Origin of the sequence: Angustibacter sp. McL0619 (assembly GCF_049994355.1) — a bacterium.
GTDB lineage: Bacteria > Actinomycetota > Actinomycetes > Actinomycetales > Angustibacteraceae > Angustibacter.
On record NZ_CP188257.1, the window covers coordinates 4,660,091 to 4,679,105 of the forward strand.

Sequence of the window (19,015 nt, forward strand, 5' to 3'; positions counted from 1 at the left end):
ACTTCTCTGGTTTGGACGTCGCGTGGCGGTGCGGGTGCGGGTGGTCAGGCCCAGACGAGCGCCCGCTCGGGACGCTCGAGGACCGCGGCGACGTCCGCGATGAAGCGGCTGCCCAGGTCGCCATCCACGAGCCGGTGGTCGAAGCTCAGCCCGAGCGTTGTCACCTGCCGCACGGCGAGCTTGCCCTTGTGCACCCACGGCCGCTCAGCGATCTGCCCGATGCACAGGATGGCGGCCTCGCCCGGGTTCAGGATCGGCGTCCCGGTGTCGACACCGAAGACCCCGACGTTGGTGATCGACATCGTCCCGCCGGACATCTCGGCCGGCTGGGTCCGTCCGGCTCGCGCCGTCTCGGTCAGCGCGGCCAGCGCGTCGGCGAGCTCACGCAGCGACAGGGTGTGCGCATCCTTGATGTTCGGCACGACCAGGCCTCGCGGGGTGGCGGCGGCGATGCCCAGGTTCACGTAGTGCTTGACCACGATCTCCTGGTTCGCCTCGTCCCAGGAGGCGTTGATCTCCGGGTTGCGCTTGGCCGCGATGAGCATCGCCTTCGCCACGATCAACAGCGGCGAGACCTTCACGTCCCGGAACTCGCGGTCCGCGCGCAGCCGCTCGACGAGCTTCATGGTGCGGGTCGCGTCGATCGTCACGAACTCGGTGACGTGCGGTGCGGTGAACGCCGATCCGACCATTGCCTGCGCGGTCATCTTGCGCACGCCCTTGATCGGCACCCGCGTCTCGCGCTCGCCCGCAGCCCGGACGACGACCGGAGCCGCCTGCGCGGCCGGCTCAGCGACGCCGGAGGCATGCGCCTGCACGTCTTCACGGGTGACGACGCCTCCAGGCCCCGACGCCGGCACCGAGGTCAGGTCGATGCCCATGTCCTTGGCGAGCTTGCGCACCGGGGGCTTGGCCAGGGCGCGGACGTGCGCGACGGGCTGCTCGTCGTGCCCGAGGTGCCCGGGCAGGTCGGTGTGCGGGGCGCGGTGCGGCTCCACCGGCGGGAGCTCGGCCTCCTCGGCAAGCTCCTGGGAGACCATCCGACCGATCTCGAACCCGCCGTGCCGGACGGGCTTGACGCCCTCCTCGGTGAACGTGTCCATGTTGGCCTTGCGTGGCCGGCGCTTGGCGGACGTCGTCCGCGGGCCGTAGCCGACCAGCACCGACGTGCGCCCGCCCGGGGCGGGGCCACCGATCAAGCCGGGCTCGATGGCGCCCTCCTCTGGCGCCACCTCGACGTCCGTCGCGCCCTGGACCGCACCCGGCGGCTCCTGCGCGCGGTGCGAGCCGGCGTCCGGGGACGTCGCTGGCGCCGAGCCGGACGGGTCGACGTCCACCGAGATGATCGGCGTGCCGACGTCCACCGTGGTGCCCTCGGCCACCAGCAGCTCGGTGACCACACCGGCGAACGGCGTGGGCAGCTCGACGAGCGACTTCGCGGTCTCGATCTCGACCACGATGTCGTTCGTCCGGACGGTGTCGCCCGGCTTGACCTTCCAGGTCACGATCTCGGCCTCGGTCAGACCCTCACCGACGTCGGGCAGGCGGAACTGCTTCACATCAGGCATGTCCTCCCCTTCCTCAGTAGGCGAGCGAGCGGTCGACGCCGTCGAGCACCCGATCGAGGTCCGGCAGGAACTCCTCCTCGAGCTTGCTCGGCGGGTACGGCAGGTTGAAGCCGCCGACCCGGAGCACCGGGGCCTCGAGGTGGTAGAAGCACCGCTCGGTCAGTCGGGCGGCGACCTCGGCACCCATGCCGAGGAACGTCGTCGCCTCGTGCACGACGACCAGGCGGCCGGTCTTCTCCACCGACGCGGCGATGGTGTCGACGTCCAGCGGGGACAGCGTGCGCAGGTCGACGACCTCGATGCTGCGCCCCTCCTCCGCGGCGGCGGTGGCGGCCTCGAGGCAGGTCTTCACCATCGGACCGTACGCCGCGACGGTGACGTGCTCGCCCTCGCGGACCACCTTCGCCTTGTGCAGCGGGAACGCGCCGGCCAGCGTCGCGTCCTCGGGCAGGTCGGCCTTCTCCCAGTAGCGCCGCTTGGGCTCGTAGAAGATCACCGGGTCGTCGCTGGCGATGGCCTGCTGGATCATGAAGTGCGCGTCCACCGGGTCGGCGCAGCAGACCACGCGAAGGCCCGCGGTGTGCGCGAAGTACGCCTCGTTGGACTCGCTGTGGTGCTCCACGGCGCCGATACCGCCACCGACCGGGATGCGGACGACGACGGGCAGCTTCACCTTGCCGAGCGCCCGAGCGCGCATCTTGGCCAGCTGGGACACGATCTGGTCGAACGCGGGGTAGACGAACCCGTCGAACTGGATCTCGCAGACGGGCCGGTAGCCGCGCAAGGCCATGCCGATCGCCGTCCCGATGATGCCGGACTCCGCGAGCGGGGCGTCGATGACGCGGTCCTCGCCGAAGTCCTTCTGCAGGCCGTCGGTGACCCGGAAGACGCCGCCGAGCTTGCCGATGTCCTCACCCATGATGAGGACCTTGGGGTCGGCCTCCATGGCGGCCCGCAGTCCAGTGTTGATGCCCTTGGCCAGGCTGATCTGCGCCATCTCAGTGCCCTCCCTCGTGGCCGGCATCCGCAAACGACTCGAGGTACTCGGCGAACTCCGCCCGCTCCTGCTCCACCAGCGGGTGCTCGTCGACGTACACGTGGTCGAACATCGACAGCGGCTCCGGGTCGGGCAGGCTCAGGCAGCCCTGACGCACGTGCGCGGCGAGCTCGTCGCTCTCGACGTCGAGGGCGTCGAAGAAGTCCTGGTCGGCCATGCCGTTGGCGACCAGGTGCGCGCGCAGCCGGGAGATCGGGTCGCGCTCCTTCCACACCTCGACCTCGGCCGAGACGCGGTAGCGGGTCGGGTCGTCCGACGTCGTGTGCGCGCCCATCCGGTAGGTGTAGGCCTCGACGAACGTGGGCCCGTTGCCGTTGCGCGCGTTGTCCAGCGCCGCCTTCGTCACCGCGTACACCGCGAGGACGTCGTTGCCGTCCACCCGCACGCCCGGGAAGCCGAAGCCCGCCGCGCGCTTGTACAGCGGGATGCGGGTCTGGCGCTCGCTCGGCTCGCTGATCGCCCACTGGTTGTTCTGGCAGAAGAACACCACGGGTGCGTTCTGCACCGCCGCGAAGACGAAGGCCTCGTTCACGTCGCCCTGCGACGTCGCGCCGTCGCCGAAGTAGGCGATCACGGCCGCGTCGCGTCCCGGCTCGCCGGTGCCGACCGCGTGGTCTCGCTGGATGCCCATGGCGTAGCCGGTGGCGTGCAGCGTCTGCGCGCCGATCACGATCGTGTAGAGGTGGAAGTTCTTCTCGTTCGGGTCCCAGCCGCCGTGGTTCACGCCACGGAACAGGCCGAGCAGGTTCAGCGGGTCGACCCCGCGGCACCAGGCGACGCCGTGCTCGCGATAGGTCGGGAACGCGTAGTCCTGCGGCGCCATGGCGCGACCGGAGCCGACCTGGGCGGCCTCCTGGCCGAGCAGGCTGGCCCAGATGCCCAGCTCGCCCTGGCGCTGCAACGCGGTGGCCTCGGCGTCGACGCGGCGCACCAGCACCAGGTCTCGGTAGAGGGAGCGCAGGTCTTCGGCCTGCAGGTCCGCCACGTAGTGCGAGTACTCGGGATGCTCGACGCGCTCACCGGTAGGGGTGAGCAGCTGGACGAGATCGGGGCCGCCGTCGGTGGTGCTGACGCCGACCTCGCTCCCGACGACGCTGTCGGTCACGTGTTCTCCTTCGTCGACCCCGCGCGAGGGTGACCCGTCGCGGGAACTGACCAGTGGTGCCGCCGTGCCGGCCGGGGGGTGCTCCGGACGGACGTCGGGTGCAGCCGGGACCGCCTGTGGCGCGCGTCACGACCGCTCAAGGGACAACGTACCCGGCCCGGTGGGGCCCGGGCGAACGGGCGGGACCCGAAGGGGTAACGCTCCGCGTGGCGAGGCGCGTCTCACCAGGTGAGAGATCAGGCGCGGTGCTGGCCGCGCGGGCGACGTCCGGGCGCTGTGCCCTGGTCGTCCCCTTCGTCCCCGTCGAGCTCGATGCGACGGCCGGCCTTGGCGGTGTCCGAGCCGCTGGTCGAACCAGCGGGCTGCGGAACGTCCTTCTGGTCGGACTTGTGGTCGTTCGGAGCGTCCGGCGCCGACGCGCCGTCCGTGCCCGAGTCAGTACCCGCGTCCGTACCCGCGTCACCGGTCGCGAGCACACCGGTGCTCGGCGCCACCGTGGACTCCGTGGTCGGCGACGCAGCCGGGGTGGTGGCGGTGTCGCTCGGCGACGCCGTCGGCGACGTCGTCGGCTCGGACGACGGGGAGTCGGTCGGGTCGTTGGTGTTCGTGGGGTCCGCCGTCGGGTCCGTCGGGTCCGTCGACTCGGTCGGCGAGTCGGTCGGTGTCGCGGTGTCCGTCGCGGACGGCTGCGTCTCGGTCGGGGTCGGCGTCTCGGTCGGCGTCGGGGTGTCGGTCGGCGTCGGCGTGTTGGTCACCGTCTGCGTCACCTGCTCCGCGACGGTGTCGGTGGTGGCCGCGGCCACCTCCTGGGTCGCGACGAAGGTCGCGGCCTCGACCAGCACCGCGACGGTGTCCGGCGACGCGACGTCCGGGGCCTTGTCGGCGACGGTCGCGCTGACCACCGGGCTGACCGTCTCGTTGAGCGAGGCGGGCAGGGCGGCCTTGAACGTGGTCGACGCGACCTGGCTGATCGCGCGCGGTGATCCGCCGATCTGGTGGGAGAACAAGAGCGCCTTGTCGTAGGCCATCGAGGCCGCATTCGTCATGGCCGTCTCGACCGGGGCCTTGAGCGCCTCGTTGAGCGCTCGGTCGACCCGACGCACCTGGCTCTTGGCGATCGGGTCATGACCGGCGACCACCATCAGGGAGTCGCTGACCTTGCTCTGCACCTCAGCGGAGGCGGCCGCGACCTGCTCGACACTGAAGCTGACGACGAACGGCTGATGGGTGGGCGGCCGGGTCGTCGTGGGACGCGGCTTCGGGTGGCCCGGGTGGGTGGGGCGGGTCGTGGGGTGGGTCGTGGGGTGTGAGCTCGTCGGCGACGTGGTCGGCTGCGATGCGGAGCCGAAGTGGGGGCCCGAGCTCGTGACCGAGCTGCGGGGGGCCAGGGTTTCGCTGGAGATGCCAGGGCCGCCCAGGCCGCCGGTGCCACCGAAGGCACCCGCTCGGCTGCCGCCGGTCAGCGCGCCGGCGCCGATGTTCCTGGTGGGCGCTGAGGGCAGCTCGATGGCACGCACGGAACCGGGCGCGTCGACAGAGGTCTGACCGCCGGCATCCTGGAGCCGGAAGGCGTCCTGGGTGAACCCGAGGGCCGCGGCCCCGACCAGCGCGACCGAGGTCACTGCGGCGAGCGCAGCCGCCGAGCCGTTCGAGCGCAGCCGAAGGACATGATTCGCGCGTGTGCGCGGCAGCTGCTTCGCTGCACTCATGACCATCGCCCCCGGTGGCGGCTCGGAGGAACGGCCAGTAACAGCCGCTCCATGTTGATTAACACTACGCTACTGATCGAACGCATTCGGTGAGTCTTGAGAACTAGCCTAGATGCTTCTGGGGCGCTCGCATATGCCCCATCCGGACTAGCCCGGTGATGACCCGACAGGACTACGTCGGCAGGTCAGGCGGAAACCTGTAGCCCCTTTTAGCCCCGTTCGCGAGCACGAGCACGGAGTTCAGTGCTTTCGAGCCACTGCGCGGCCACCGCGACCAGCCGGTCGTTGGCCTCGGTCTCGCCGATGGTCACCCGGACGCCGTCGCTCGCGTAGGGGCGCACGACCAGTCCGGCCGCGTCGCAGGCGGCCGCGAAGGCGGGGGTGTCCGCCCCCAGCGGGAACCAGACGAAGTTGGCCTCGGTGGCCGGCAGCTGCCAGCCCTGCGCAGTGAGGGCGGACACCACCCGACCTCGCTCGGCCACCAGCGCCTGGACCCGCTCCGCCAGCTCCGCCGAGGCGCCGAGCGAGGCGACCGCCGCGTCCTGCGCGATACCGGACACCCCGAACGGCACGGCCGTCTTGCGCAGGGCCGCGGCCACCGGGGGGTGCGCCACCGCGAAGCCGACCCGCAGGCCGGCCAGCCCGTAGGCCTTGGAGAAGGTGCGCAGCACGGCGACGTTGGGCCGCTCGCGCATCAGGGTCAGCGCGTCGGGGGCCTGCGGGTCGTGGACGAACTCGACGTAGGCCTCGTCGATCACCACCAGGATGTCGCGCGGTACCCGGTCCAGGAAGGCGACCAGCTCGTCGGTGTGCACCACGGGTCCGGTCGGGTTGTTGGGGGTGCAGACCAGCACCAACCGGGTCCGGTCGGTCACGGCGTCCGCCATCGCGTCCAGGTCGTGGCGGGCGTCGGCGGCCAGCGGAACGGGGACCGGTACCGCGCCGGCGGCCTGGGCGACGATCGGGTAGGCCTCGAACGAGCGCCACGCGAAGACCACCTCGTCACCCTCGCCACAGGTCGCGGCCACGATCTGGCCGAGAACACCGACACTGCCCGTACCGGTGGCGACGAACTCAGCCGGGACGCCGAGGTGGTCGGCGATCGCCTGGACGAGCCCGGTGGCGAACATGTCCGGATAGCGGTTCATCGAGCCGGCGGTCTGCTCGACGACGGCCCGCACCGCAGGCAACGGGGGGTACGGGTTCTCGTTCGACGAGAGCTTGTACGTCGTCTGACCCGGCTCGGCCTGTGCGGGCTTGCCGGGTACGTAGGCCGGGATCGCGTCGAGGGTGGCCCGCAGCCGGACCTGGACGTCGTCGTCGCTCATGGTCGAAACCCTAGGACACCGTGGCGTTCCGGTGACGCTGGTCACTCCTCGTGGCCGCTCGGTCGCATTCAGTTGCTTTCGCGAGCAAATGACCGATTGTTATCTAGTTTCGCCTTTCCAGACCTTCACAGGACCTTTACGTTGTCGCTGGTTGCCCTCGGTTCCAGCGCCCGCATCGGACGTCGTACCCGAGGGCTTCGCTTGATCCCGTCGAAACGCACCACGAATGGAGATCATCTGTGCGTAAGGTCACCGCGGGGGTCGTGAGCCTTGTGCTCGCGTCCGGCGCGGGCGCAGCCTTCGGGCTCGCTCCCGCCTCAGCCGCACCACACGTGAATGGAGCGTCGGCGTCACAGGCCAAGAGCCTGACCCCGGCCTCCGACGAGCTGAACAACCCACTGGAGTCGAAGCGGCGCGATCTGCGCGAGGCGGCTCTCACCCAGGTCCTGACCGGCAAGGCCAAGCCAGTCACCAAGGACGGCAGCACTGTCGTCAAGGTCGGATCCGGCGCCACGTCGCGGAAGGCGGGCCAGAAGTCCGTCACCAAGAAGAAGGACCAGTACGTCGAGCTCCGGCGAGAGAAGACCGACAGGATCTTCGTGATCCTTGCTGAGTTCGGCAACGAGCGAGCCACCGACATCGATCCGCGCTACGGCGACCAGGACACGGACCCGACTACTGCGGGGCCGACGACCTTCGACGGTCCCCTGCACAACGCCATCCCCGAGCCGAACCGCGCGACGGACAACTCCACCGTGTGGCAGGCCGACTACAACCGGCAGCACTATCAGGACCTCTACTTCGGCACGGGCGAGAACTCGGTCGCGTCGTACTACAAGAAGCAGTCGTCCGGCCGGTACACGGTGAACGGCGAGGTCACCGACTGGGTCAAGGTGAAGTACAACGAGGCGCGCTACGGCCGCAGCAATGGCTTCCCCTGCAGCGGCATCGTCTGCTCCAACACCTACGACCTCGTCCAGGACGCGGTGAACCAGTGGGTCCTCGACCAGAAGGCCGCCGGTCGCACCACCGCTCAGATCAAGGCCGACCTGGCGACGTTCGACCAGTGGGACCGCTACGACCACGACGGTGACGGCGACTTCAACGAGCCGGACGGCTACCTCGACCACTTCCAGATCGTGCACGCCGGTGGCGACCAGGCCGACGGCGACCCGCAGCAGGGCGAGGACGCGATCTGGAGCCACCGCTCGTACGTCCAGCGTGGGGTCGGCTCCACCGGTCCCGCGGACAACCCGCTCGGCGGCGCGCAGGTCGGTGACACCGGGCTGTGGGTCGGCGACTACACCGTCCAGCCGGAGAACGGCGGACTCAGCGTCTTCACCCACGAGTTCGGCCACGACCTCGGCCTGCCGGACCACTACGACACCGCCGGCGGCGACAACGGCGTCGAGTGGTGGAACCTCATGGCACAGAGCCGGCTGAACGCACCGGGCAAGGCCCTGGGCACCCGCCCCGGCGACCTGTCCGCCTGGGACAAGATTCAGCTGGGCTGGCTGGACTACGAGATCGTGCCTGCCGGCACCAACCGCACGTTGGAGCTCGGCCCGCACGAGTACAACTCGAAGAAGGCCCAGGGGGTCGTCGTCCCGTTGCCGAACAAGACAGTGGTCACCGACCTCGGTGCTCCGGCGTCCGGGACCATGCAGTGGTTCAGCGGCCAGGGCGACGACCTGAGCACCTCGCTGACCCGTTCGGTGGCCCTGGCGGCCGGCACGTCGACCCTGACGGCGCAGGCGCGGTGGAACATCGAGGACTGCGAAGCTGACCCGTGCGACTACGCGTACGTCGAGGTCAACGACGGCACCGGCTGGGTCGCGGTCGCGGGCACCAACACGCAGGCGGCAGAGGGCAACGGCATCGACGGCGTCCAGCCGTCGTACGTGCCGGTCAGCTACGACCTGTCGGCGTTCGCGGGCAAGACCGTCCAGCTCCGCTTCCGGTACAGCACGGACGGCGCGGCGCAGGGCACCGACCCGGGCCTCGGCTGGAGCGGCATCTTCCTGGACGACGTCACGCTCACCTCGGGTGGCGCGACGGTGTTCACGGACGGCGCCGAGACTGCCGACCCGGCGTGGACCGCGGCCGGCTTCACCCGAGTGGGCGCGAGTGTCAGCAACTCGTACCCGAACTTCTACGTGGCGTCCAACCGGTCCTTCGTGTCCTACGACCGGTGGCTGCGGTCGGGTCCGTACCAGTTTGGTTGGGCGAGCACCAAGCCGGACTTCGTGGAGCACTTCTCCTACAACCCGGGCCTGCTGATCTCGTACTGGGACACCTCCCAGTCCGACAACAACACGAGCCAGCACAACGGTGCGGGCCTCGTGCTCCCGATCGACGCGCACCCGGCGCCGATCTACCGGATCGACGGTCTGCCCTGGCGCTCGCGGGTCCAGGTGTACGACGCGACGTTCTCGCTCAAGAAGGCCACCTCAATGACGCTGCACGTCAACGGGGCCGCCAGCTACGTTCGCGGGCAGAACGCGGTGTCGACGTTCGACGACCGCAAGTCGTACTGGAACTCGGTCATCCCGATGACCGGCGTCAAGGTGCCGAACGCGGGCGTGAAGATCCAGGTGCTGTCGCAGAACGGCACCTCGATGAGAATCAGGATCAGCTCGACCAAGTGACCGTCAGGTCATGAGCTGATCGCGAACGACGCGGCGGGCCGGGAGGTTTCGACCTCCCGGCCCGTCGCTGTTTCTGCCAGGATGCGCGGATGCGCTTCGTGATCAACGTCTTCGTGTGCTCCATCGCCATCTGGGTGACCGACCTGCTGTTCGATGGCATCTGGATAACCGGCACCAACGACACCACCGCCAACAAGTTGCTCGCCTACCTGGTGATCGGCGCGATCATCGCCGTGGTCAACACCTTCATCAAGCCGATCGTGAAGCTGATCGCGCTGCCATTCGTGATCCTCACCCTTGGCTTCCTGACCCTGATCATCAACGCCGGGTTGCTGGAGCTGGTGGCGTGGCTGTCGAAGGCGACCCCGCTGACGCTGCACATCGACGAGTTCTGGTGGACGGCGATCTGGGCCGCGCTGATCCTGACCATCGTCCAGATGATCCTCAACTCGATCCTGCCGGACGACATCAAGGACTAGCCGCCCCCGCCGCCCACTGATGTCGCGGCGCAACGCCTCTCCAATAGGTGCGTAGTAACGGCCCGCAGTGACAACCAGCGCCCTATGTCACGGCGTGCCGTAACTCCAATAGGTTCGTAGTGGCGTTGCGCTGCACCAACAGTGGGGGTGCGGGTCAGGTGTGGCGGCGGCTGGTGACCACGCGGAACCTGCTGGCCACGAACGCCCCGTCGGTGTAGGCAGCGTTGGCGGCCGGGTTCGCACCTGTGCCGTGGAAGTCGCTGAACGCAGCGGTCTGGTTCACGAAGACCTGGCCGTTCAGGTTCTCGCTGAGCGCGACACCGGCGTCCGCGGCCGCCTCGCGCGCTTCGTCCAGTACCTGCTCGGACGTCGAGTAAACGGCGGCGGTCATCGCGCCGTGCTCGCGCACGGTGTCGCGGAACGTGTCCAGCGACTGGCGGGTGGAGTCCGTCGCGATCAGGAAGCCCACCGGCCCGAAGCACTCCTGGCTGTACGTGGACTCGGCGCTGACGTCGAGCGCGACCAGGCCCGGCGTCCGCACGACGGCGTCGGGGTAGCGCGGGTGGACGACCTTGCGCGAGTCGACGACGACCCGACCACCGGCGGACGACGCGAGGTCGGCCAGCCCGGCTGCGCGCTCACGCACTCCGTCGTTCACCGTGGCACCGAGCAGCTCGACCGCCTTGGCGTCGTCCCCGGTCAGCCGACCGATGGCGCCCGCCAGCTTCTCGCCGAGCTCGTCGAAGCTCAGGTGCCCCTCGTCGGTCTCGACGCCGGCCCGCGGCACGTAGACGTTCTGCGGGGTCGTGCACATCTGGCCGCTGTACAGGGTGAACGAGAAGGCCAGGTTTCCCAGGGCGCCCCGCAGGTCAGGGATGGAGTCGATCACGACCGTGTTCACGCCGGCCTTCTCGGTGTAGACGGCCTTGCCGGCCGCGCCGGCGTGCTGCTCGAGCCAGTTCCCGAAGCCGGGGCCACCGGTGTAGTCGATGACCTTGACCGCCGGGTGCAGGGCGAGCGTCTTGGCCAGTCCCTCGCCGTCCGCGTCGACGGCCAGGGTGACCAGGTCGGGGTCGAAACCGCTGTCCCGCAGGGCAGAGCGGATCGCCGAGACGCTGATCGCCAGCGGCAGCACGGCCCGCGGGTGCGGCTTGACCACGACGGCGTTGCCGGTCGCCAGCGACGCGAACAGACCGGGGTAGGAGTTCCAGGTCGGGAAGGTGTTGCAGCCGATGACGAGCGCCACCCCACGCGGGACGACGCGGTAGTCCTTCGTCATCCGCAGCGGCTCGCCCTTGGCCGGCTTCTCCCACTGAACGGACGCCGGCACCCGTCGCTGCTCGAACAGCGCGTACGCGATGGCCTCGAGCGCGCGGTCCTGGGCGTGCGGACCGCCGGCCTGGAACGACATCACGAACGGCTGCCCACTGGTGTGCATCACCGCGTGCGCCATCTCGAACGAGCGCGCGTGGATCCGGTCCACCGCCTCGAGGCAGACCGCGGCGCGCACCTCGGCGCCAGCGTCCCGCCAGGCCGCGATGGCGGCCTGGGCCGCCGTCATCAGCCGCTCGACGTCCTGGTGCGGGTAGGAGATCCGCAGGTCCGGCCCGTACGGCGAGTGCTCGTCGCCGACCCGGCCGTCGGTGGCCGGCTGGTCGTCCAACTCGGCGAACTCGCGGGTCAGGTGCGCCTCGAAGGCATCCTCGCCCACCTCGGCCGCGTCCTCGCCGTACACCCGCGGCGAGGGTGACTCGGGGTAGCGCGAGAGGTAGGCCCGGCTGGTCACCGCCGCCAGGGCCGCGTCGAGCGCCTCCCGATGGGTCTCGACCAGCGCCCGGGCCGCCGCGGGAGCGGACTCGGGCACCGGGTGCGGCTGGGGGACGAGCGCCTCGTGGGCGTAGGTTCCTGCGTGCGACTCTGCACTCATAGCTCGACCCTATCCGCCCCAGATGCACCGATCTCACCGAGGAGGACCCCGCGTGAGCGCAGTCCAGGCCGGCCCCCCCGTCGCCGTGGTCGGTGCCGGCACCATGGGCGCCGGGATCGCCCTGGTCGCCGCCCAGGCCGGGCACCCGGTGCGGCTGCTGGACGTGCGCGAGGGCGCCGCTGCCACCGCCGTGCAGACGCTGCAGGACAAGCTCGCGACGCTGGCCGCGAAGGGCCGGATCGACGCGGACGAGGCCGCGGCGGCCGCGGCCCGACTCTCGGCCGCGGGTTCGGTGAGCGACCTGACCGGCTGCGCCGTGGTGATCGAGGCCGTGGCCGAGCGGCTGGACGTCAAGCAGGCGTTGTTCACCGACGTCGAGGCGGTGGTCGGCCCGGACGCGGTGCTCGCCACCAACACCTCGTCGCTGTCGGTAACCGCCATCGCCGCCGCGCTCGCCCACCCGGGCCGGGTGGTCGGGCTGCACTTCTTCAACCCGGCCGACCGGATGCGGCTGGTCGAGGTGGTTCGCGGGGACGCAACGGACCCGAGCGTGGTCGAGGCTGCCGTCGACCTGGCGCGCGCCTGGGGCAAGACGCCCGTGGTGTGCACGTCGACGCCTGGCTTCATCGTCAACCGGGTGGCCCGGCCGTACTACGGCGAGGCGCAGCGGATGGTCGAGGAGGGGGTTGGCGACCCGGCGACGATCGACGCGATCCTGCGCGAGGCCGGCGGCTTCCCGCTCGGCCCGTTCGAGCTCACCGACCTGGTCGGTCAGGACGTCAACCTCGCGGTCTCGCGGTCGGTCTGGGAGCAGACGTTCGGCGACCCGCGGTACGCGCCAACGGTGTTCCAGCAGCGGTTGGTGGACGCCGGGCGGCTGGGTCGCAAGTCCGGCCGCGGGGTGTTCGCCTACGGCCCCGACGGCACGGCGACCGACGCGACGCCGGCCACCGAGCCGCCGCGCGCCGCACCGGACCGCGTGGTGCTGCGGCACGACGAGGACGGCGACGGGTTCCCGGTGATGAGCGGCTTCCTGCGCCGGGTCGAGGCGGCCGGCGTGACCATCGAGCGCGTGCTGCTGGACGAGGAGGACCTCGTCGACGACGACGTCCCCGGCATCGAGCTGCCCGGCGGCGCGATGCTGCGCGAGGACACCGGTGAGCTGGCCTCCGAGAGCTGGACCCAGGACGCCGCCGGGGCCGTGCTGCTGGACTGGGCCCACGACCCCGACACCTGCACGCGGGTGTCGCTGTCGCCGTCCGCGGACTGCCCGCAGGAGTCGCTGCTGGCTGCCGTCGGACTGTGCCAGGCCGCCGGCGTCCAGGTCAGCGTGGTCGGCGAGAGCCCGGGCGGCGTGGTGGCCCGCACCGTCTGCATGCTGGTCAACGAGGCGGTCGAGCTGGTCACCAGGGGCGAGGCCACGGCCGAGGACGTGGACGTCGCGATGATCCTGGGCACCGGCTACCCGTCCGGCCCGCTGCAGTGGGGCGACCGGCTGGAGGCCGCCGGGGTCGACGTGGAGACGATGCTGCGTGAGTTGAACACCACGTTCCCCACCGGCCGTTACCGGCCCAGCCCGGCGTTCCTGCGGATGTCGCGGGCGGGCGCCCGGCTGCGCGACGTCCAGGCCGGTGGTCGGCGTGGCTGACCTGGACGACCCGCACGACCTCGCGCAGCGCAGCGCCGAGGCGATGCTCGGCGAGGACCTCGCCAGCGCGGGCCTCGGCATCACCCTGGACGACGTCGCGCCGGGGCGTTCGCGGCTGCGGATGGCGGTGCGGGATGACATGGTCAACGGGCATGCCATCGTGCACGGCGGCCTGGTTTTCACGTTGGCGGACAGCGCGTTCGCGGTGGCCTGCAACAGCCACGGCGTGGTGACCGTCGCCGCTGGGGCGGACATCACGTTCACCGCCCCGGCCCGGCTCGGCGACGTCCTGGTCGCCGAGGCCGTCGAGACGGATACCTTCGGGCGCAGCGGCGTGACCGACGTCCGGGTGACCCGCGAGTCCGACGGCGTGGTGATCGCCGTGTTCCGCGGTCGCTCTCGATCACTGAGCCGGCCTATTCCTGGTGTGGCACAAGGGCTTCCCGAGGAGGACTGATGGCGCTGCCGGTGATCGACGAGCGGCCCGACCTGTTCGACGCGGCCGAGAAGTGGTCCCTGGACGAGCTGCGCGAGCACCAGCTGCAGCGGCTGCGGTGGTCCCTGACGCACGCCTACAACCACGTGCCGCACTACCGGAACGCCTTTGACGCCAACGGTTTTCACCCCGACGACCTGACCAGCCTGGCCGACCTGCGGCACGCGCCGTTCACCGCCAAGGCCGACCTGCGAGCGAACTACCCGTTCGGCATGTTCGCGGTGCCGCGCGAGAAAGTCAGCCGGGTGCACGCGTCGTCCGGAACCACCGGCCGGCCCACGGTGGTCGGCTACACGGCCGATGACCTGCGCACCTGGTCGCGACTGATGGCCCGCTCGATCCGCGCGGCCGGCGGTCGCCCTGGCGACGTCGTGCACGTGGCGTACGGCTACGGGCTGTTCACCGGCGGGCTCGGCGCGCACTACGGCGCCGAGGCGCTGGGCTGCACCGTGGTCCCGATCAGCGGCGGTATGACCGAGCGCCAGGTGCAGCTGATCGGGGACTTCCAGCCGCGGGTGATCATGGTGACTCCGTCCTACTTCCTGTCCGTGCTGGACGAGATGGAGCGGGTCGGCGTCGACCCGGCCGCGTCGTCCCTGCAGGTGGGCATCTTCGGCGCCGAGCCGTGGACGGACGCGATGCGGCACGAGATCGAGCAGCGCGCAGGCATGCACGCCGTGGACATCTACGGCCTGTCCGAGGTGATGGGGCCCGGCGTCGCGCAGGAGTGCGTGCAGACCAAGGACGGGCTGCACATCTGGGAGGACCACTTTTACCCGGAGATCGTCGATCCGATCACTGACGAGCCGCTGCCGGACGGCGAGCTCGGCGAGCTGGTCTTCACCTCGTTGAGCAAGCAGGCGATGCCGGTCGTCCGGTACCGCACCCGCGACCTGACACGGCTGCAGCCGGGCTCCGCGCGGCCGGCGATGCGACGGATGCAGAAGGTCACCGGACGTACCGACGACATGATGATCGTCCGCGGGGTCAACGTGTTCCCGACGCAGGTCGAGGAGATCGTGCTGGCGACCGACGGGCTGACCCCGCACTTCCAGTGCGTGCTGACCCGCCCCGGCCGAATGGACGAGCTGACCGTGCGGGTCGAGTCCGGTGAGGGCGTCGGCGCTGACCAGCGCGCCGCGCTGGCCCGGGTGGTTGGGCAGCAGATCAAGGACCGGATCGGCGTGACCGCCGCCGTCGAGGTGGTCGAGCCGGGCGGCGTGGAGCGCAGCATCGGCAAGGCCAGGCGGATCGTCGACCAGCGCCCGCACTGACCCGAGCTCCGCGAGCTTTCGGCGTCCGCGATGATTCCGCTGTGACCATGCGCATCTGCTTCGTCTGCTCCGGCAACATCTGCCGCTCACCGATGGCCGAGGTGATCACCCGGGCCATGCTCGACGACGCCGGGCTGAGCGACGTCTTGGTCAGCAGCGCCGGGACCGGCGAGTGGCACGAGGGCGAGGGCGCCAACCCGCCCGCCGTCCGGGCGCTGGCGGACGCCGGGTACGACGGGTCGACGCACCGCGCGCAGGGGTTCGACCGGACGTGGTTCGACCGGCTCGACCTGGTCGTCGCGCTGGACCGGGGACACGAGCGGGCGCTGCGCTCCTGGGCACGCACCGATGCCGAGCGGGCCCGGGTGGTCCTGCTGCGCAGCTTCGACCCGGTCGCGGACGGCGACGAGGTGGCCGACCCGTACGGACACGGGCCGGAGGTCTTCGCGGCCTGCCTGGACGAGGTCGAGGCAGCCTGCCGTGGGCTGGTCGACCGGCTCGTGGAGGGCGGGTCACTCACCCAGGCTGGGTGATCCCGACGTACTCGCGGGCTGCCTACGCTCGTCGTCATGGCGAACGAACCGGCACCCTTCACCAGCGGGGACTACGCGGACCGCATGCGCCGGGCAGTCACGGACGCGGAGCGGGCAGGACTGGCCGGTGTGCTCGTGATGCCCGGCCCCGACCTGACCTGGCTGACCGGCTACCAGGTCACCGCAGTCACCGAGCGGCTGACCGTTCTCGTGCTGCGACCGGACGTCGAGCCCACCCTGCTCACCCCCCACGCTGGAACGACCGGACGCCGAGGGCGCGCGGGGTGCCCCTGCCCTGTCGATCACGGACTGGGCGGACGCGAGCGACCCGTACGACGCGGCCCGCCGGCTACTGCCCACGTCGGGCCGGTTCGCCATCTCGGACTCGGCGTGGGCCATGCACCTGCTCGGGCTGCAGTCCACGCTGCCCGACACCCGGTACGTGTCGCTGACCGAGGCGCTGCCGATGCTGCGCGCGGTCAAGGACGCCGACGAGCTGGCGCGCCTGGCCGCCGCCGGAGCTGCCGCCGACGCGACGTTCCACGAGATCGTGAAGGTGCGCTTCGCCGGACGGCGGGAGCTGGACGTCGCCGCCGACCTGGCCGACCTGCTGCGCCAGCACGGCCACGAGCAGGTCGACTTCACCGTGGTCGGCTCGGGGCCGAACGGCGCCAACCCGCACCACGAGGCGGGTGAGCGGACCATCGAGGCCGGCGACGCAGTGGTTCTCGACTTCGGCGGCCTGATGTTCGGGTACGGCTCGGACACGACGCGCACGGTCGCGGTCGGCGAGGTGTCCGACGAGGTGCGGACGGTTCACGAGATCGTCCAGCAGGCTCAGCAGGCGGGCGTGGACGCCGTCCGCCCCGGCGCCACCTGCCAGGACATCGACCGAGCGGCGCGAGCCGTGATCACCGAGGCCGGCTACGGCGAGCAGTTCATCCACCGCACCGGCCATGGCATCGGCGTGACCACGCACGAGCCGCCGTACATGGTGGAGGGCGAGGAGCAGGAGCTGGTGCCCGGGATGTGCTTCTCGGTCGAGCCGGGGATCTACCTGGCTGGGCGGTTCGGGGTGCGGATCGAGGACATCGTCACCGTGACCGAGGACGGCGCCCGCAGCTTCAACAACACCGACCACGCGCTGGCCACGGTCGAGTAGTGCCCGCCAAGAGTCTGCCGTCGAACGGGGCACCTGATGAGGCTCGAGCCGCTGTACCGCCTTCGCTTCACCTACCCGCAAGGATGGTCGGTGGCTCTCGACGGAGGCTGGGAGCAGCATCTGTACCTGGCTGAGGGGCTCTGCGAAGGCCTGATCAACGGACGTTTTCGTGGCGCGAACTACCCCCAGCGCCGGACGCCGCAGGGGTCGTTCTGCCCCGACCTCCGCGGCGTCATCGAGACGGACGACGGGGACACGATCCTGCTCGAGCTCCATGGCTACGGGCGTCCCTACCCGCCCGGACGACGGCAGATCGTCGGCTTCGTCTCGCACCTGTGCGACAACGAGCGCTACCGCCGTCTGAACGACAGCGTCTGCGCTTGCGTGGGAGAGGTTCGGGCGGCCGTAGATCCCGACGGAGCCAGCCCCGACCTGCTGATCGACGTCGCCGAGCTCATCTGGGAGCCGATCCCTGATCACGCGCCATGACTGCCCTCGGCCAGGCGTCCAGGCCATGTCGGGCCTCCTCCTCGCGGATCGCCCGCAAGCCGGGCGAGATGTCGCCATCTGGGACGACCCGGAAGCCGAGGCGCTCGTAGTACGGCCCGTTCCACGGCACGTCCACGTAGGTGGTCAGCGTCAGCCCGGGTAGTCCGCGTTCCGCCGCGAGACGGTCCGCGTGGTCGATGAGCTGTCGTCCTAGACCGCGTCCTGCGTTGCAGGGGTGCACCGAGACCTGCTCGATATGAAGCCAGCCGTCGACGAGGTCCACCAGCATGTAGGCGACCGGCTCATCGTCCTCGTCGACACAGACCCAGGCACGACCGTCCTGCTGGTAGGCGAGGAGCTCCTCGGCCGTGCCCGGCTCGGCGTCAGCCACGAGATCCATGCCCAACTCTCGAAAGGACTCCCCCGCGGCGCGCTCGATGTCCAGCAGCGCAGACAGCTCATCCTCACGGGCGGCACGGATCACCCTGACTGTCTACAACACCGCGCGTCGGGGCCGGTGCGCGGCCCGGCCGACAGGACCGGATGCACTTTCGCGCCTGTCAGGGCCCTCGAACGCCATCCCATCCTGTCCGGAGAACCGCTGCCGGATAGCGTCACCGCGTGACGACGACCCGGCGTTCCGCAACCGGCGTGGCCTTCGCAGTCGGCGCCGCGTTGCTCTTCTCGATCAACGCCACGGTCAGCAAGATCGTGCTGCAGAACGGCCTGAACCCCGTCCAGCTCGTCTCGCTCCGCTCGGCCGGCGCGGCCATCATCCTGATGGGATACACCGCCATCACTCGACCCGCGGCACTGCGCGTCGGCCTGCGAGAGCTGGCCTTCCTGGCGGTTTACGGGATCTGCGGCATCGCGATGGTGCAGTGGCTCTACTTCGTGGCCATCGCCAGGATGCCGGTCGGCGTCGCCCTGCTGCTGGAGTACACGGCACCGCTGATGGTCGCGCTGTGGGTGCGTTTCGCGCGCGGCGAGCAGGTCCGGTCGCGGGTGTGGCTCGCGCTCGCGCTGTGCCTGGTCGGGCTGGCGCTCGTCGCCCAGGTCTGGGACGGCCTGACCCTGGACCGCATCGGCGTGCTCGCCGCCCTCGGCGCGGCCGCGGCACTGGCCACCTACTACCTGATGGGCGAGGCCGGGCTGGGCCAGCGCGACCCGGTCAGCCTGATGGGCTGGATCTTCACCTTCTCGGCGCTGCTGTGGGCGATCGTCGAACCCTGGTGGCAGTTCCCGTTCCACGTCCTGGACGACGACGTCGCCCTGCCCGGCGCCCTGGAGGGCATCACGGTCACCGTCGGAGCCATGACGGCCTGGGTGGTGCTGCTCGGCACCGTCGCGGCGTTCGGCCTGGTGCTGCTCGCGGTCGGACGGGTCGGCGCCGCGCGGGTCGGCGTCCTCGGCATGATCGAGCCGGTCGGCTCGGCACTGGTCGCGTGGTGGGTGCTGAGCGAGCAGCTGGCCGCGGTGCAGCTGCTCGGCGGGGCCGTCGTCCTGTGCGGCGTGGCACTGGCCGAGACGGCCCGTCGCCGGCCGGCGGGCGCGCCGTCCTCCCCGATGCCCGAGGGCATCGCGCCCTAGCC

The 19,015-nt window shown here is 70.7% G+C and carries 15 protein-coding genes and 1 pseudogene; 9 read left to right on the forward strand and 7 right to left on the reverse strand.

The genetic code is table 11. From position 1 onward, the window contains the following. Nucleotides 1-44: 44 nt before the first annotated feature. The 5 genes from ACPPVT_RS21935 to hisC form a co-directional block, all read right to left on the reverse strand. Nucleotides 45-1,568 (reverse strand): dihydrolipoamide acetyltransferase family protein, encoded by a 1,524-nt coding sequence (locus ACPPVT_RS21935; RefSeq protein WP_426564084.1) that lies wholly within the window; start codon nt 1,566-1,568, stop codon nt 45-47. Nucleotides 1,569-1,581: 13 nt separating this feature from the next. Then, nucleotides 1,582-2,565 carry an alpha-ketoacid dehydrogenase subunit beta gene (locus ACPPVT_RS21940; RefSeq protein ID WP_426564086.1) on the reverse strand — a complete coding sequence of 328 codons (984 nt, stop codon included), beginning with the start codon at nt 2,563-2,565 and terminating at the stop codon, nt 1,582-1,584. A 1-nt stretch (nt 2,566) separates the two neighbouring features. Further along, on the reverse strand, nt 2,567-3,730 hold the full coding sequence (gene pdhA / locus ACPPVT_RS21945; RefSeq protein WP_426564088.1) for a pyruvate dehydrogenase (acetyl-transferring) E1 component subunit alpha: 1,164 nt from the start codon (nt 3,728-3,730) through the stop codon (nt 2,567-2,569). Nucleotides 3,731-3,966: 236 nt separating this feature from the next. Then, the gene (locus ACPPVT_RS21950) at nt 3,967-5,439 is read right to left on the reverse strand and encodes a hypothetical protein (RefSeq protein ID WP_426564090.1); all 1,473 of its coding nucleotides are present in this window, start codon (nt 5,437-5,439) and stop codon (nt 3,967-3,969) included. 209 nt (nt 5,440-5,648) lie between these two features. After that, entirely contained in the window at nt 5,649-6,767 is a 1,119-nt protein-coding gene (hisC, locus tag ACPPVT_RS21955; protein WP_426564092.1) for a histidinol-phosphate transaminase, read from the reverse strand. 263 nt (nt 6,768-7,030) lie between these two features. Between hisC and ACPPVT_RS21960 the strand changes: the two genes are divergently transcribed. After that, entirely contained in the window at nt 7,031-9,415 is a 2,385-nt protein-coding gene (locus ACPPVT_RS21960) for an immune inhibitor A domain-containing protein (RefSeq protein WP_426564094.1), read from the forward strand. Between the two features lie 89 nt (nt 9,416-9,504). Beyond that, entirely contained in the window at nt 9,505-9,894 is a 390-nt protein-coding gene (locus tag ACPPVT_RS21965; RefSeq protein ID WP_426564096.1) for a phage holin family protein, read from the forward strand. A 154-nt stretch (nt 9,895-10,048) separates the two neighbouring features. Here the strand turns inward: ACPPVT_RS21965 and paaN are convergent, their stop codons facing one another. Next, a complete protein-coding gene (paaN, locus tag ACPPVT_RS21970) occupies nt 10,049-11,821 on the reverse strand; it encodes a phenylacetic acid degradation protein PaaN (protein ID WP_426564098.1) in 1,773 nt (590 codons plus the stop codon). Nucleotides 11,822-11,873: 52 nt separating this feature from the next. Between paaN and ACPPVT_RS21975 the strand changes: the two genes are divergently transcribed. The 6 genes and pseudogenes from ACPPVT_RS21975 to ACPPVT_RS22000 all read left to right on the forward strand — a co-directional run bounded on the left by ACPPVT_RS21975 (nt 11,874) and on the right by ACPPVT_RS22000 (nt 17,423). Then, nucleotides 11,874-13,469: a 3-hydroxyacyl-CoA dehydrogenase gene (locus ACPPVT_RS21975; protein WP_426564100.1), complete on the forward strand. Its 1,596-nt coding sequence runs from the start codon at nt 11,874-11,876 to the stop codon at nt 13,467-13,469. Nucleotides 13,470-13,512: 43 nt separating this feature from the next. Further along, nucleotides 13,513-13,926 (forward strand): hydroxyphenylacetyl-CoA thioesterase PaaI, encoded by a 414-nt coding sequence (gene paaI, locus ACPPVT_RS21980; RefSeq protein ID WP_426567235.1) that lies wholly within the window; start codon nt 13,513-13,515, stop codon nt 13,924-13,926. Next, the gene (gene paaK, locus ACPPVT_RS21985) at nt 13,926-15,239 is read left to right on the forward strand and encodes a phenylacetate--CoA ligase PaaK (RefSeq protein WP_426564102.1); all 1,314 of its coding nucleotides are present in this window, start codon (nt 13,926-13,928) and stop codon (nt 15,237-15,239) included. Before paaI ends, paaK begins: the two co-directional genes overlap by 1 nt. 41 nt (nt 15,240-15,280) lie before the next feature. Continuing rightward, nucleotides 15,281-15,772, forward strand: coding sequence for a low molecular weight protein-tyrosine-phosphatase (locus ACPPVT_RS21990; RefSeq protein ID WP_426564104.1), 492 nt, complete (start codon nt 15,281-15,283; stop codon nt 15,770-15,772). 36 nt (nt 15,773-15,808) lie between these two features. Further along, nucleotides 15,809-16,934: pseudogene (locus tag ACPPVT_RS21995) on the forward strand (aminopeptidase P family protein). Between the two features lie 36 nt (nt 16,935-16,970). Beyond that, nucleotides 16,971-17,423, forward strand: coding sequence for a hypothetical protein (locus tag ACPPVT_RS22000; protein WP_426564106.1), 453 nt, complete (start codon nt 16,971-16,973; stop codon nt 17,421-17,423). Here ACPPVT_RS22000 and ACPPVT_RS22005 read toward each other — a convergent pair. After that, on the reverse strand, nt 17,389-17,907 hold the full coding sequence (locus tag ACPPVT_RS22005) for a GNAT family N-acetyltransferase (protein WP_426564108.1): 519 nt from the start codon (nt 17,905-17,907) through the stop codon (nt 17,389-17,391). The two genes, ACPPVT_RS22000 and ACPPVT_RS22005, sit on opposite strands and share 35 nt — an antisense overlap. A gap of 137 nt (nt 17,908-18,044) precedes the next feature. Between ACPPVT_RS22005 and ACPPVT_RS22010 the strand changes: the two genes are divergently transcribed. Beyond that, on the forward strand, nt 18,045-19,013 hold the full coding sequence (locus ACPPVT_RS22010; protein WP_426564110.1) for an EamA family transporter: 969 nt from the start codon (nt 18,045-18,047) through the stop codon (nt 19,011-19,013). Nucleotides 19,014-19,015 lie beyond the last annotated feature (2 nt).

Coding starts and splice junctions, on each gene's coding strand:
- ACPPVT_RS21935 (WP_426564084.1), bottom strand. CDS start 1,568: ATGCCTGATGTGAAGCAGTTCCGCCTGCCCGACGTCGGTGAGGGTCTG.
- ACPPVT_RS21940 (WP_426564086.1), bottom strand. CDS start 2,565: ATGGCGCAGATCAGCCTGGCCAAGGGCATCAACACTGGACTGCGGGCC.
- ACPPVT_RS21950 (WP_426564090.1), bottom strand. CDS start 5,439: ATGAGTGCAGCGAAGCAGCTGCCGCGCACACGCGCGAATCATGTCCTT.
- hisC (WP_426564092.1), bottom strand. CDS start 6,767: ATGAGCGACGACGACGTCCAGGTCCGGCTGCGGGCCACCCTCGACGCG.
- ACPPVT_RS21965 (WP_426564096.1), top strand. CDS start 9,505: ATGCGCTTCGTGATCAACGTCTTCGTGTGCTCCATCGCCATCTGGGTG.
- paaN (WP_426564098.1), bottom strand. CDS start 11,821: ATGAGTGCAGAGTCGCACGCAGGAACCTACGCCCACGAGGCGCTCGTC.
- paaI (WP_426567235.1), top strand. CDS start 13,513: ATGCTCGGCGAGGACCTCGCCAGCGCGGGCCTCGGCATCACCCTGGAC.
- paaK (WP_426564102.1), top strand. CDS start 13,926: ATGGCGCTGCCGGTGATCGACGAGCGGCCCGACCTGTTCGACGCGGCC.
- ACPPVT_RS22000 (WP_426564106.1), top strand. CDS start 16,971: ATGAGGCTCGAGCCGCTGTACCGCCTTCGCTTCACCTACCCGCAAGGA.